Annotated in this window: 12 protein-coding genes; 2 read left to right on the plus strand and 10 right to left on the minus strand. The window is 70.1% G+C overall.

Annotated elements, in window-relative coordinates; all coding sequences use genetic code 11:
• Window positions 1–11: 11 nt before the first annotated feature.
• From EZ242_RS22365 to EZ242_RS07230, 3 genes are all read right to left on the minus strand, one after another.
• A complete protein-coding gene (locus EZ242_RS22365) occupies window positions 12–410 on the minus strand; it encodes a 3-oxoacyl-[acyl-carrier-protein] synthase III C-terminal domain-containing protein (RefSeq protein ID WP_240787017.1) in 399 nt (132 codons plus the stop codon).
• Window positions 411–524: 114 nt separating this feature from the next.
• The gene (locus EZ242_RS22370) at window positions 525–1,052 is read right to left on the minus strand and encodes a beta-ketoacyl-[acyl-carrier-protein] synthase family protein (RefSeq protein ID WP_240787018.1); all 528 of its coding nucleotides are present in this window, start codon (window positions 1,050–1,052) and stop codon (window positions 525–527) included.
• Window positions 1,053–1,326: 274 nt separating this feature from the next.
• Window positions 1,327–2,304 (minus strand): Bug family tripartite tricarboxylate transporter substrate binding protein, encoded by a 978-nt coding sequence (locus EZ242_RS07230; RefSeq protein ID WP_135284471.1) that lies wholly within the window; start codon window positions 2,302–2,304, stop codon window positions 1,327–1,329.
• 245 nt (window positions 2,305–2,549) lie between these two features.
• Here EZ242_RS07230 and EZ242_RS07235 point away from each other — a divergent pair, with 245 nt between their 5' ends.
• The gene (locus EZ242_RS07235) at window positions 2,550–2,765 is read left to right on the plus strand and encodes a hypothetical protein (protein ID WP_135284472.1); all 216 of its coding nucleotides are present in this window, start codon (window positions 2,550–2,552) and stop codon (window positions 2,763–2,765) included.
• Between the two features lie 545 nt (window positions 2,766–3,310).
• On the opposite strand, the gene EZ242_RS07240 is transcribed toward EZ242_RS07235, so the two are convergent.
• The 4 genes from EZ242_RS07240 to EZ242_RS07255 all read right to left on the minus strand — a co-directional run bounded on the left by EZ242_RS07240 (window position 3,311) and on the right by EZ242_RS07255 (window position 7,302).
• On the minus strand, window positions 3,311–4,084 hold the full coding sequence (locus EZ242_RS07240) for a ferredoxin--NADP reductase (RefSeq protein ID WP_135284473.1): 774 nt from the start codon (window positions 4,082–4,084) through the stop codon (window positions 3,311–3,313).
• 34 nt (window positions 4,085–4,118) lie between these two features.
• On the minus strand, window positions 4,119–4,913 hold the full coding sequence (locus tag EZ242_RS07245) for a 2-keto-4-pentenoate hydratase (RefSeq protein ID WP_135284474.1): 795 nt from the start codon (window positions 4,911–4,913) through the stop codon (window positions 4,119–4,121).
• Between the two features lie 139 nt (window positions 4,914–5,052).
• Entirely contained in the window at window positions 5,053–5,736 is a 684-nt protein-coding gene (locus EZ242_RS07250; protein ID WP_420821243.1) for a MarC family protein, read from the minus strand.
• 27 nt (window positions 5,737–5,763) lie between these two features.
• Window positions 5,764–7,302, minus strand: coding sequence for a BCCT family transporter (locus EZ242_RS07255; protein ID WP_135284476.1), 1,539 nt, complete (start codon window positions 7,300–7,302; stop codon window positions 5,764–5,766).
• Between the two features lie 149 nt (window positions 7,303–7,451).
• Here EZ242_RS07255 and EZ242_RS07260 point away from each other — a divergent pair, with 149 nt between their 5' ends.
• Complete coding sequence (locus EZ242_RS07260) at window positions 7,452–8,444, plus strand: aldo/keto reductase (RefSeq protein WP_135284477.1); 993 nt, start codon at window positions 7,452–7,454, stop codon at window positions 8,442–8,444.
• Here the strand turns inward: EZ242_RS07260 and cydB are convergent.
• From cydB to EZ242_RS07275, 3 genes are all read right to left on the minus strand, one after another.
• On the minus strand, window positions 8,441–9,454 hold the full coding sequence (gene cydB, locus EZ242_RS07265; protein ID WP_135284478.1) for a cytochrome d ubiquinol oxidase subunit II: 1,014 nt from the start codon (window positions 9,452–9,454) through the stop codon (window positions 8,441–8,443). The two genes, EZ242_RS07260 and cydB, sit on opposite strands and share 4 nt — an antisense overlap.
• The gene (locus EZ242_RS07270; protein ID WP_205960614.1) at window positions 9,451–10,851 is read right to left on the minus strand and encodes a cytochrome ubiquinol oxidase subunit I; all 1,401 of its coding nucleotides are present in this window, start codon (window positions 10,849–10,851) and stop codon (window positions 9,451–9,453) included. The genes cydB and EZ242_RS07270 overlap by 4 nt, the downstream gene beginning before the upstream one ends.
• A 145-nt stretch (window positions 10,852–10,996) precedes the next feature.
• The gene (locus EZ242_RS07275; RefSeq protein WP_135284479.1) at window positions 10,997–12,829 is read right to left on the minus strand and encodes a 7TM diverse intracellular signaling domain-containing protein; all 1,833 of its coding nucleotides are present in this window, start codon (window positions 12,827–12,829) and stop codon (window positions 10,997–10,999) included.
• Between the last annotated feature and the right edge of the window lie 126 nt (window positions 12,830–12,955).

Consider the following 12,955-nt stretch of genomic DNA (forward strand, 5'->3'; position numbering starts at 1 on the left):
TTCTCCCACCGTCAGAACACGAATTGCCCGAGCGCGAAGGACATGCCCGCGCTTCCCATCAGGAACATCACCCGGTCGCCACGGGACAGCCTGCCGGCGCGCCGGGCGCGGGCCATGGCCGCCGGAATGGAGGCCGAGACCACGTTGCCGGTCTCGGGGTAGATGTGGAAGATCTTGTCCGCGAAGCCGAACGCCTGGCCCACGCGGGTCCACGCGGGGGTGGAGGAGGAGTGCGTGAAGACGATGTCCGCCTGCTCGACGCGCGTGCCGGCCCGCTCGATCAGCGCCGGCAGTTCCTCGGCCAGCGCGTCGTGCAGCTCGGTGCCGCGGGCGGTGAATCGCCCCTCGCCCAGGGCCGCGACGGCCGGTCCCACCTCGTACCAGCCTTCGTGCCCGGCGGTGGGGATCATGCACAGGTCGGCCAGGTCGGGGCGCGAGCCGAAGGCGATGGAGAAGTTCGCCGCGTCCTGCGGCAGCAGCAGCGTGGCCGTGGCCGCTTCGCCGATGGTGTAGGAGGGCAGCAGTTAGTTCAGTTCGGCCGCGTCCCGCAGCGCATAGTTCTCCGGAAAGCCGGCCATGCCCGGGATCATGTTGAACTCGGCGTTCACCACCAGCGCGTTGCGGTATCCGCCGGACTTGAACAGGCTGTCCACCACGGACAGCGCGCGGGTCCAGCTCATGCAGGCATCGATGATGTCGAAGCACTGCGCGCGGCCCAGGCCCAGGGACTTGGCAACCATGTAGGAATTCCCGGGCTCGCGAAAGCCCCCGCCGATGCCCACGTACACCAGCAGGTCCACGTCCATCGGCTTGACGCCAGTGCCCTCCAGCGCGTCCTGCACCGCGCCGGTCAGCAGGTCGATGGGCCGCTCGCCGGGTGCGCGCCAGTTCCGCTTGTCCACGCCGCTGCGATCGAGCAGGGTCTTGACCGTGCGCAGCATCCTGTCGATGTCGCCTTCGAAGCGGGTGGAGTGCTGGCGCACCAGCGCGACGATCTCGTCGTTATTCACTCGCCGCGTGGGAAAGCGGGCGGCGACGTTTCCAATGATCATGGGGCCTCAGGCGGGAAGCGGCCCGCACGCTGCACCGGCCGCGAAGTCATGGCGGGCCGGCCCCGCTACGTGCAAAGCTGGCTGCGCCGTCAGATTCGAGGCCGCGATCTTAGGTGCGAATGGATGAGCGGCTTTAGGTGTTACGCGTAAGCCCGCGCAGCGTTGCGTGCGCCCAACCTGCGCGGCGTCCGAGACGAAAAACGCACGCCCTTTCCCGTGGAGGGAAGGCGTGCGTGTGCGTCAGGACAGGAATGCGAGCCGAAGGCGGCCGGCTTCAGTCCATCTTCAGATTGAGCTGCTTGACCACCGGCTCCCAGCGCGCGATGTCCGCGCGCATGCCTTTCTCGGCCACTTCGCTGGTGCTGCCCACGGCCTTGAGGTCCGAAGCCTGCAGCTTGGAGCGCACTTCCGGCTGCTGCATGATCTCCGCGGCGTGCTTCTCCAGCGCCGCGATCACCGGCTGCGGCGTTCCGCGCGGCGCCTGCAGCACCAGCTTGAAGGTGATGTCGGCGTCGGGCTTGTTGAGCGCCTTGGGCAGCGTCTGCACGTCCGGGGCCAGCGGCGAAGGCTCGGCCGAGGAAATCGCCAGCGGGGTGAGCTTGCCGGCCTTGGCGTGCGGGATCACCGTGGGCGTGGCCAGGAAGCCGCAGTCCACCTCGCCGGAGAGCACGCCCATGGTCGCGGGCGCCGGGCCCTTGTAGGGGACGTGCTGCATCTTGATGCCGGCGGTCTGCAGGAACATCTCGGCCGCCAGGTGCCCCGGCACGGCCGGACCGCCGGAGGCGTAGGTCATGGGCTTCTTCTTGGCCATGTCGATCAGCTCGGCGACGCTCTTGACGCCGACCTTGGGGTTGCACACCAGCAGCTGCGTGAAGGTGGCGAGCACCGAGACGTTCACCAGGTCCTTCTTCGCGTCGAAAGCGAGGTTGCGGTAGACGAGCGGGTTGGTGGTGACCACGGTGTCGGGGCTCAGCACCAGGGTGTGGCCGTCCGGCTCGGCCTGCGCCACCACCTGGGCGGCCAGGTTGTTGCCGGCGCCGGGGCGGTTCTCCACCACCACGGCTTGCCCGGTGCGCTTCTGCAGTTGCTCCGCGAACAGGCGCGTGGTGATGTCGGACGGCCCGCCGGGCGGCGAGCCGACCAGGATGCGCACGGTCTTGGTGGGCCAGGCCGGTGCCTGGGCCTGCGCGGCGAAGGGGGCGAGGGCGGCCGAAGCGGCGAGGGCGGCCAGCAGGGTGCGGCGAGCGGTCATGGGCTTATCTCCTTGCGTCGTTGTCGGCCGAAGCCGGGTGACGAGTTTATGGCCTGTGCAGGCTGCCGGTCCCCTGCGGCGGACCGCCTGCGCCGCCAGGCTCGGCAATAGTCCGATCGAGCCAGGAGAAAGCTGCCTCGGCCGACCCCACGACGTGCGGGCCTGAACCAGAATTCGCCTGAACGTCAACGGGGCCCGCATGCAGCGCGCGGCGGACCTTGGCTCCAAGAGGTGAGGCGATGTCGATGCTGAAGTTCCTACGCCGTGGATCGCTGGACAGCCAGTTTCCCCCGCCGCCCCCTGCGGCCGAACCCGCCTGCCCGCGTCCCGGCGAGCTGCTCTCGGACGTCTTCGAGCCGCCCGTCGTCGTCCATGGCGACGGCGGCGACGCGGACTGGGCGCTCTGGGACGAGTGCATGTCGGCCTGGGACAGCCTGCGTCCCAGCCCCGACCCGGCCTGAGTGAAACACTCCCTCCCCCTCTGGGGGAGGGTAGGGGTGGGGGCCTCGCGCGCCGACCGCGCCGCTTCCCGCGGGCCCCCATCCCAACCTTCCCCCAGAGGGGGAAGGGGCAAATCCCCTCGCGCCGCGGGAAGGCCCTCCGCCCAACGCCCATACAGACGCCAGACGTTCCCTATTCCAGAGGCCACCGCGGAACCGGCTTCGCCGGGCCGTTGGTGGCGCCCCCTGAGGGGGGAGCGGCCGCAGGCCGCTTCGGGGGGAGCCATTTCCCAGCGGCCACCGCGGAACCGGCTTCGCCGGGCCGCTGGTGGCGCCCCCTGAGGGGGAGGCGGCCGCAGGCCGCTTCGGGGGGGAGCCATTTCTCAGCGGCCACCGCGGAACCGGCTTCGCCGGGCCGCTGGTGGCGCCCCCTGAGGGGGGAGGCGGCCGCAGGCCGCTTCGGGGGGAGCCATTTCCCAGCGGCCACCGCGGAACCGGCTTTGCCGGGCCGCTGGTGGCGCCCCCTTGAGGGGGGAGCGGCCGCCAGGCCGCTTCGGGGGGGGGGCCTATTGTTCGGCGAACGCCCGCTCGATCACGAAGTCCCCGGGCGTGGTCGTGTTGCCCTCGTTGAAGCCGCGCGCCTCCAGCATGTGCTTCAGGTCCCGCAGCATGGCGGGGCTGCCGCAGATCATCACGCGGTCGTTGGCGGCATCCAGCGCCGGCATCTGCAGGTCCTCGAACAGCTTGCCGGTCTGGATCAGCTCGGTGATGCGGCCCATGTTGCGATAGGGCTCGCGCGTGACGGTGGGGTAGTAGCGAAGTTGGCTGGCCACCATCTCGCCCAGGAACTCGTGGGTGGGCAGGTGGTCGATCAGCAGGTCGTGGTAGGCCAGCTCGTCCACCTGGCGCACGCCGTGCACCAGCACCACCTGCTCGAACTTCTCGTAGGTGGACGGGTCGCGCACGATGCTCATGAAGGGCGCCAGACCCGTGCCCGTTCCCAGCAGGTACAGGCGCCGGCCCGGCAGCAGGTAGTCGATCAGCAGCGTGCCGGTGGGCTTGCGCCCCACGATGATGGAGTCGCCCACCTGGATGTGCTGCAGCCGCGAGGTCAGCGGACCCTCGGGCACCTTGATGCTCAGGAACTCCAGGTGCTCCTCGTAGTTCGCGCTCACGATGCTGTAGGCGCGCAGCAGCGGCTTGTTGTTCACGCGCAGGCCGATCATGGTGAAGTGGCCGTTGGAAAAGCGCAGCGAACTGTCACGCGTGGTGGTGAAGGTGAAGAGGCGGTCGGTCCAGTGGTGCACGCTCAGCACACGTTCTTCGTTGAAGGCGCTCATCGGTTCTTTCGATTCGGAAAAAAGGAAAAAGGAATCAGGCCAGTCGCAGCTCCAGCGGACCCAGCGGCGCGTCGAACTCGGCGCGCCAGCACTGTCCGCCGGCGAGCGGCCAGGCGTCGGTCCAGGTGCCGGTGGTGACGAGGTCCCCCGCCTGCAGGCGCGGCGCGCCCGGGCAGCGGGCCAGCTCCCGGGCGAAGGCGTGCAGGGCCGCCAGGGGCCCGCCGAGCACGTTCGATCCGCGCCCGGCCTCGACCTCAGCGCGGTCCCGCAGCAGCCGCACGCCGCAGCGGGCCAGGGCCTCGTTGGCCGACGGCGCGTCCTTGCCGAGGACGCTCACGGGCTGCCTGCGACCCACCCGCAGGCGCGCATGCAGGCCCCCGTCGGCCACGGTCTCGGCGGCGCTGAACTTCCAGTCGGGACAATGCGACTGCACGACCTCGAAGCCGGGCGCCACCCATTCGATGCACTCGAAGAGCTCCTGCAGCGTTGCGTCTGCGGTGGGCGTCGTGCCGAAGCCGAACACGACTTCGGGCTCCAGGCGAGGTTGACACAGGCCGTCGAGGCTCAGCGCGGCGGTGTCGCCCCCGCTCAGGGTGGTGTCCCAGACCGTGCCCCAGATCGGCGCGAAGACGCCGTAGCGGGGCCAGATCAGGCTGTTGGTGAATCCGATCTTGAAGCCACGCGGCTGCTCGCCGCGCCCGACGCGCAGCGCCCGCACGGCCAGGGCAAGTGCATAGGCGGCGTCCAGGTCCGCGGGCGCAGTGCGCACTGCGGGCCAGGCGCGGCCGCTGTCATAGCTGTCCAGGAGGGCTTGAGGTGTGGCGTCCATGGGCGGGGTCGGCGGGGCTTCGGGCGCGGAGCGCCGGCCGGAAAAGCCCTCGATTTTGACAGCTCGCGTTTTTTCCCTGCCGCCGTGCGGTCTGCACCGGCCGGGAGCGCCAGACGTGCGGGATTCGCCCGCAGCTTCGTCAGGTCCCCGCGGTGGCCGTCGCGGCGCCGGAATGGACGATCTCCAGCAGCAGTTCGCTCAGGCCGTTCCAGACGATCTGCACGCCCAGGCACAGCAGGATGAAGGCCGCCAGCCGCAGGAAGACGACGGTGCCCGCCTCGCCCAGGGGGCGCAGCAGGTAGCGCGCGTAGCGGAAGGCCAGGTACAGCAGCACGCCGATGGACAGCAGGGCCAGGATCCCGCCCCCGATGCGCGCCACCGAGATCCAGAAGCGCTCGGTGGGCAGCGACACCCCCACGGTGATCGCCGCGGCGATGGAGCCCGGCCCGCAGCTGATCGGGAAGGTGAGTGGGTAGAAAGCCTGCTTGCTCGCCTGCTCGGGCGTGAAGGCCTCGGCGAGCTCGGCGCGGCTGTCCACGCTGGTGGGCGTCACCGTGAGCAGGCGCCAGGCGGCGGCCGCGACGATGAGGCCACCGCCGATGCGCACGATGGGCAGCGAGATGCCGAAGAACTCCAGCACGTAGGAGCCCACCAGCATGGAGCCGGCCATGAGCAGGACCATGTTGCGCGCGATGCGCCGGGCCAGCAGCGCGCGCGTGCTGTCCGACGCACCCTCGGTCAGGCCCAGGAAGATCGGCGCAGTCGCGGCCGGGTTCAGGATGGGGAGGATGGCGGCCAGGGCGAACAGGTACCCCAAGCCCACATTGGCAACGTGCTCCCAACCCACGGCTTACCCGTGCCGTTTGTCGTCGCGAGTGGCCAGCTGCATGCGCAGCTGCCGGCGCAGCTCGCGTTCACGCAGTTCCTGCTCCAGCCAGTCGGCCTTCACGCCGCGCCAGAGCGCGACGGCCAGGAGCACGATCACGACGGCGAAGGGGAGCGCGAAGACGATGGTGGCGGTCTGCACGGCCTGGATGCCGCCGGCCAGCAGCAGCGTGATGGCGATGCCCGCGACCAGCAGCCCCCAGACGATCTTCACCATCGCCGGCGGGTCCTCGTTGCCGCGCGTGCTCATCATGCCCAGCACCAGCGTGGCCGAGTCCCCGGAAGTGACGAAGAACACCAGCACCAGCACCGTGGCCGCCGCCGACAGCAGGCCGCTCAGGGGCAGGGCGTCGAAGAGCGCGAAGAGCGCGGTGGACACGTCGGCCTTCACGGCCTCGGCGATCGGCACCTGGCGCATGATCTCCAGGTTCAGCGCCGTGCCGCCGAAGACGGAGAACCACACGAACGCCGCCAGAGTCGGCACGGCCACGGTGCCGATGATGAATTCGCGGATGGTGCGTCCGCGCGAGACGCGGGCGATGAACAGGCCCACGAAGGGCGACCAGGAAATCCACCAGGCCCAGTAGAAGACGGTCCAGTCGCCGACCCAGCTGCTGTCGCGGAAGGGCGTCATGCGCAGGCTCATGCGCACAAAGTCGCTGAGGTAGTTGCCCAGGGTGGTGGTGAAGGTGTCCACCACGGCCACGGTGGGTCCCAGGGCCAGCACCGCCAGGGCCAGCAGGCCGGCCAGCACGAGGTTGAAGGTGGACAGCCACTTGATGCCGCGCGACACGCCCGTCACGGCGGAGGCGAGGAAGAGCACCGTGGTCACGGCGATGATGCCCACCTGCGATGCGGGCGCGATCGCCAGGCCCGCGACCGCGTTCAGGCCGCTGTTGATCTGCAGCGCGCCCATGCCCAGCGAGGCGGCCACGCCGAAGGCGGTCGCGATGACGGCCAGCACGTTGACCGCCGGACCCAGCCGGCGCAGCGGCGCCCAGGGCAGCGATTGCACCGCCGTGCTGACCAGGGCCGAACCACCCCGGCGGAACTGGAAGAAGCCGATGGCGAGCGCCACCACGCTGTACACCGCCCAGGGGTGCATGCCCCAGTGGAAGAAGCTGTAGCGCATGGCCGCGTTGGCGGCCTCAGGCGTGCGTGCCTCGATCCCGGGCGGCGGGGTCCCGTAGTGGGACAGCGGCTCGGCCACGCCCCAGAACACCAGGCCGATGCCCATGCCGGCCGCGAAGAGCATCGCGAACCACGCGCCCACCGAGAACTCGGGCTCCTCGTCATCGGCTCCGAGCTTGAGCTGGCCATAGCGGCTGAACGCCAGGAAGAGCGACAACGCGATCAGGCCGAGCACCACCCACAGGTAGAGCCAGCCGAAATTGCGCGTGACGGTCGCCAGGGCCGTGTCGAAGAAGGCGCCGAGGTGCTCGGGCGCAAACACGCCCCACAGGACGATGGCGACGATGACGCCGGCAGAAACGATCAGCTCCAATTGCGTGGGCCTCCGGGAGGTGAGTGGATCGGCCAGTCTAGGCCCTCTCGGCCGCCTGTGGGGCGGGCGGCCCGACCCTGCCTCACGGTGGCGCTGGGCCGCGGCCTATAGTGCAGCGTTCACTACCCCCGATGACCGGAGAGACCCGCATGCCCTTCGTCCGTTTCGGCCGCACCGGCCTGAAGGTGTCCCGCCTGTGCCTGGGCACCATGACCTTCGGCCTGCAGTGCGACGAGGAGACGTCGCGCCGCATCCTGGACCGCGCCTTCGAGGCCGGCATCAGCTTCCTGGACACGGCCGATGGCTATCCGCTGGGGGGCGAGCTGTCGGTGCTCGGACGCACCGAGGAGATCATCGGCCGCTGGATGCGCGGCAAGCGCCAGCAGCTCGTGCTGGCGACCAAGGCCGCGGCCCGCATGGGCGAGGCGCCCTGGGAGCAGGGCTGCTCGCGCCGGCACCTGCTGGATGCCATCGATGCCTCGCTGCGCCGCCTGGGCACCGACTACGTGGACCTGTACCAGCTGCACTGGGACGACCCCGATACCCCGCTGGATGAAATGCTCGAGGCGCTGGATGCCATCGTGCGCTCCGGGCGCGCCCGCTACGCGGGCGTCTCCAACTTCATGGCCTGGCGGCTCGCGCGGCTGATCGGCCGGGCCGAGTTGAACCGCCTCGTGCGCCCGGTCTCGCTGCAGCCCCGCTACAACCTCCTGTTCCGTCAGACCGAGCGCGAGCTGCTGCCGCTCGCGCAGGAGGAGGGCCTCGCGGTCATTCCCTACAACCCGCTCGCAGGGGGTCTTCTCACGGGCAAGTACCGTCCCGGCATGGCGCCGCAGGAGGGCACGCGCTTCACCCTGGGCAAGGCGGCGCGCCTGTACCAGGACCGGTACTGGCACGAGCGCGAGCTGCAGGCCGCCAGCGACTTGCAGGACCTCGCGCAGGCGCATGGCCTCTCACCCGCGCAGATGGCCGTCGCCTGGGTGCTCGCGCAGCCGGCCATCACCAGCGTGATCGTCGGCGCGAGCCGGCCCGAGCAGCTGTCCGATTCGCTCGCGGCGCTGGACGTGAGCCTGGGCGCCGAGCTGCTGCAGGCGCTGGACGAGCGCACGCGCGAGTACCGCTTCGGCGACGCGACGCGCTAGTGGTATCCCTCGCCCGGTCCCAGCTTGCCGCGGAACAGCCAGAACACCAGCACCGTGTAGGCCAGGATCATGGGCAGGAGGATGGAGGCGCCGATCAGGAAGAACACCTGCGAGCCCGGGTAGGCGGCGGCTTCCCAGATGGTCATGCTGGGGGGCACGAGGTAGGGCACGTTGGAGATCACCAGCCCCAGAAAGGCCAAGAGGAAGATCGCGATGGCAGACATGAAGGGCAGCACCGCGTGGCCGCGCCGGATGCCCCACCAGCACAACCAGGCGAAGAGCGCCGTGGCCACCGGAACCTGCAGCAGGAACAGCCAGTTGGGAAAGCTGAACCAGCGCTCGGCGATGCGGTCGAACTGCAGCGGCGTCCAGATGCTCACGATCACGATGAAGGCCAGCAGCGCCGCGAGCAAGGCGGGCCCCATCCGGCGGGCCTTCTGCTCCACGTCGCCCGTGGTCTTCATCATCAGCCAGGTCGCCCCCAGCAGGGCGTAGCCCGAAACCACCGCCAGGCCGCACATGAGGCTGAAAGGCGTGAGCCAGTCGAGGGCGCGGCCGGCGAAGCGGCCGTCGACCACCGGGATCTCACCGAGCAGCCCGCCCAGCACGATGCCCTGCGCAAAGGCCGACAGCGTGGAGCCGACGGCGAAGGACCAGTCCCAGGCATGGTGGTGCGGCTTGGCCACCCAGCGGAACTCGAAGGCCACGCCGCGGAAGATGAGCGCGAGCAGCAGCACCAGCACTGGCACGTACATGGCCGGCATGATCACCGCGAACGCGTGCGGGAAGGCGGCCCACAGCGTCACGCCGCCCAGGACCAGCCAGGTCTCGTTGCCGTCCCAGAACGGCGCCACCGAGTTCATGATCAGGTCGCGCTCGGCCTCCTCGCGGTAGAAGGGAAACAGCATCCCGATGCCCAGGTCGAAGCCGTCGAGCACCACGTACATCACCACCGCGAAACCGAGCAGCAGGGCCAGGATCACCGGCAGCACGTCGGCCATGTCCGTCATGTGGGCACGGCCTCCTTGGTGTCGGGCTGCGCGCCGGCCAAGGGCCGGTTGGGAAGCGTCTCGGGGCCGGGCAGGGACGGGGCGGGGCCCTTGCGGATCATGCGCCACACGTACCAGATGCCCACGCCGAAGACGACGAAGTAGACCAGGACGAACAGCGACAGCGACACCATCACCTGCGCCGCGGATATCGGCGAGACCGCATCGGCCGTGCGCAGGATGCCGGTGGCGATCCACGGCTGGCGGCCGATCTCGGTGACCATCCAGCCGGCCAGCAGGGCGACGAAGCCGAGCGGCCAGCACCGCCGCAGCACCTGCAGGAAGCCGCGACTCGATTCGAGCTTGCCGCGCCACATCAGCCAGCACCCCCACCAGCCGAGGCCGATCATGAGAAAGCCCAGGCCGACCATCAGCCGGAAGCTGAAGAACACCGGTGCCACCGGCGGCCGGTCCTCCGGCGCGAAGTCGCGCAGGCCCTTGAAGAGGCCGTTCCATTCGTGCGTGAGGATGAAGCTGCCCAGCTTGGGGATGGCGATTTCGGCCACATTGCGCTCGGCCTCCTCGTCCGGCCAGGCGAAGAGCACCAGGCCCGCGGGGTGCGAGCCGTCCCAGTGGGCCTCGATGGCGGCGATCTTGGCCGGCTGATACTTGAGCGTATTGAGGCCGTGCAGGTCACCGACCACGGCCTGCAGGGGCGCGAGCACGGCCAGCATGCCCAGGCCCATGCGCAGCATGGTCATGGCTTCCTCGCGGAACTTGCCGAGCAGCAGGTAGCGCGCGCCCGCGGCCACCACCACCAGCGAGGTGGTGAGGTAGGTGGCGATCATCATGTGCGTGAAGCGGTACGGAAAGCTCGGGTTGAAGATGATCTGCAGCCAGTCGACCGGGTAGGTGATGCCGTCGCGCAGCTCGTAGCCCGCGGGCGTGTGCATCCAGCTGTTGGCCGAGAGGATCCAGAAGCCCGACAGCGCCGTGCCCAGCGCCACGACGATGCAGGCGAGGGTGTGCAGCCAGGCGGGAAATCGGTTCCACCCGAACAGCATCACGCCCAGGAAACTCGCCTCCAGGAAGAAGGCGGTGAGCACCTCGTAGCTGAAAAGCGGCCCCAGCGTGTTGCCGAAGACCTGGGCGAAGCGGCTCCAGTTGGTGCCGATCTGGTACTCCATGACGATGCCGGAGACCACCCCCATGGCGAAGGACACCGCGAACACCTTGGTCCAGAAGCGCGCCAGCGTGTGCAGGTGCTGGCGGCCTGTTCTCAGCCACATGACCTCCAGCGTGGCGATGAACGCCGACAGCCCGATGGTGAAGGCTGGAAAGATGATGTGGAAAGCGACCGTGAAGGCGAACTGGATGCGCGAGAGCAGTACCGCGTCCATGCCGAAGACAGTTTCCATGGCTTCTCACCGGAAGAGGCCGCGCCGGGGATGCGGCACTGCGGTCCTGGTGTCCGAAGGACACCAACGCAGTGTAGGCAGCCCGACCCGGACCATGGCGCGCCCGCGCCTGCGAATTGGCAACGATTCTTGTCCGCCCAGGCGGCTAGATGACCTCGGGAATGCGGTCGAGCTGGTGCGCGCCGGGCGTGCGGGCGATGTCGCCCATCAGGCTGCTGTCGCCGCCGACCTGCGCATTCAAGTAGCGCACGGGCCGGCGCGTGCGGGGCGACATGGTGCCCAGCAGCTGCTGCAGCTCCTCGACCAGCATCACGCCCGGGGCGGGGTGCTCGTGCAGCAGCACTGCGGCCACGTGGAACTGCAGCAGCGGGTCGTCCGGATGCTCGGGGTCCTGCATGAGGCCGGAGGCGATCAGCCGCGAGGCGAACTCGCTCACCGGCCCGCGCGCCTCCACGCCTTCGAGCAGCACGGCGAAGCTGCCATCCCCCACGCGCGCGAGCGCGTCCACGTCCTGAACCAGGGCCTGGATCTTGATCACGGCGCGCAGCAGGCCTTCCTCGGCTGCTTCGGCGCCCCGCGCCGATTCGACGGCTGCGTGATTGGCCACCGAAACCACCATGAGCGCAGCGGCATCGCCGCGCTGCGCATGCCGCGCCAGCACGCGGCGAAGGCGCACGCGGAAGGGGTTGAGCTTGGGCAGGCCGGTGAGCGCGTCGTGGCTCGCGAGCGCCTGCTGGCGCAGCTGCGTGCTGCGCCGCTCCCGCAGCCGGATGCGAAGCGCGATGCGCAGCACGGGGAGCGACCACGCGACCGCGCCGAGCACCGCGGCTTCGGAGGCCCAGGGCCAGTGCACCAGGCCGAGCAGGCTCGCCAGCTCCAGCGGCACGACCAGCAGCAGCGGCAGGACGGCCAGCGCCATCCAGCGGCCCACCGGATCGCCCCGGCGCCAGCTCAGGAGCGCCGCGACCATGGCAGCCGCGGTTGCGGCGAAAAGATAGACGCCCAGCAGCAGCACGCCATGGCGTCGCTCGACCAGGAAGGCAAAGGTGCAGGCCGCCGCCACCCCGGCCCAGGCCAGCGCGCGCAGCATGGCCGAGAGCGTGCGACCGCGCGCAGTCGCCCGCGTGAGCTGGCGCATGACCACCAGGCCAAGCGCTCCGGCCAGCAGGGCGAGGCAGCCGGGGGCGAGATCGGCCCAGGGCGTCCATTCGCCCCAGAGCAGGTCTCCCGCAAGCCCGGTGATGCTCGCCGCAGCCAGCAGGCAGGCCGAACCGTAGGCGGCGAACTGCGCGTGACTGCGGTCGCGCAGCACGCAGGCCTGCCACACCGCTGCTGCCACCACCAGCCCCAGGGCGCCGAAGCCCAGGCCCAGGAGCAGGTAGGCCAGGCGGCTGCGCCGTTCATGCGTGTCGGCAGGCAGCAGGCGCACCGGCGCCGCGAGGCGCATGCCGTGCTCCACGCGCAGCCACAGCAGGCTCGGCCCGTCCGCGGGCAGGGACAGGGTCATGCCGGGATGCCGCCCGGCCTGCGGCCAGGCGGAGCGGGGCACCCGGTCACCTGCGCTGGCCGTGCGCCAGCGGCCCTGCTCGTCCTTCCAGTGGAAGCTCACGCGGTCGAGCGTGGGCGAGGGCAGTTCCACACGCCACAGCGCAGGCGAGGATGGCTCGCGGCGCAGGGACAGGGCCAGCCAGGCGGCCGAGCCTTCGTCGGCACTGTGGGCCCTGGGGAGCTGGCCCGATGCCACCTCGACCACGCCGAGCGCGGCGGGTGCATGGCGCCAGGCCCGCCGGGTGTCGACCTCCACCGGCGCATCCGTCGGGACCAGCGTGACCGGCAGCACAGGCGCGAATTCCGCCGCACGCGCGCCGCCGGCCGCCCAGGCGAACAGCCAGGCCGCGAGCAACCCCCACACGCGCCAAGCGCCCCTGCCGCTCATGCGCGGCGCACCGGTCCGGTCATCGACATGCTTCTCCCTCATCACCCTGCTTGTTCTCGGAGCCCTGCGCACAACTGATGAGTTGTACTTGAGAAACGACCCTGCAACAACCTGCGCTCGCCAGAATGTGTGCGGCAGAGGACGCGAGAAGCGGAAAAAAAGGCTGCT

The organism is Ramlibacter rhizophilus (assembly GCF_004681965.1).
Taxonomy (GTDB): Bacteria; Pseudomonadota; Gammaproteobacteria; order Burkholderiales; family Burkholderiaceae_C; genus Ramlibacter; species Ramlibacter rhizophilus.

What these genes read in the sequence shown, in the direction of transcription:
- EZ242_RS22365 (WP_240787017.1), bottom strand. Translation starts at nt 410, where the DNA reads ATGATCCCCACCGCCGGGCACGAAGGCTGGTACGAGGTGGGACCGGCC.
- EZ242_RS22370 (WP_240787018.1), bottom strand. Translation starts at nt 1,052, where the DNA reads ATGATCATTGGAAACGTCGCCGCCCGCTTTCCCACGCGGCGAGTGAAT.
- EZ242_RS07230 (WP_135284471.1), bottom strand. Translation starts at nt 2,304, where the DNA reads ATGACCGCTCGCCGCACCCTGCTGGCCGCCCTCGCCGCTTCGGCCGCC.
- EZ242_RS07235 (WP_135284472.1), top strand. Translation starts at nt 2,550, where the DNA reads ATGCTGAAGTTCCTACGCCGTGGATCGCTGGACAGCCAGTTTCCCCCG.
- EZ242_RS07240 (WP_135284473.1), bottom strand. Translation starts at nt 4,084, where the DNA reads ATGAGCGCCTTCAACGAAGAACGTGTGCTGAGCGTGCACCACTGGACC.
- EZ242_RS07245 (WP_135284474.1), bottom strand. Translation starts at nt 4,913, where the DNA reads ATGGACGCCACACCTCAAGCCCTCCTGGACAGCTATGACAGCGGCCGC.
- EZ242_RS07260 (WP_135284477.1), top strand. Translation starts at nt 7,452, where the DNA reads ATGCCCTTCGTCCGTTTCGGCCGCACCGGCCTGAAGGTGTCCCGCCTG.
- cydB (WP_135284478.1), bottom strand. Translation starts at nt 9,454, where the DNA reads ATGACGGACATGGCCGACGTGCTGCCGGTGATCCTGGCCCTGCTGCTC.
- EZ242_RS07270 (WP_205960614.1), bottom strand. Translation starts at nt 10,851, where the DNA reads ATGGAAACTGTCTTCGGCATGGACGCGGTACTGCTCTCGCGCATCCAG.
- EZ242_RS07275 (WP_135284479.1), bottom strand. Translation starts at nt 12,829, where the DNA reads ATGAGGGAGAAGCATGTCGATGACCGGACCGGTGCGCCGCGCATGAGC.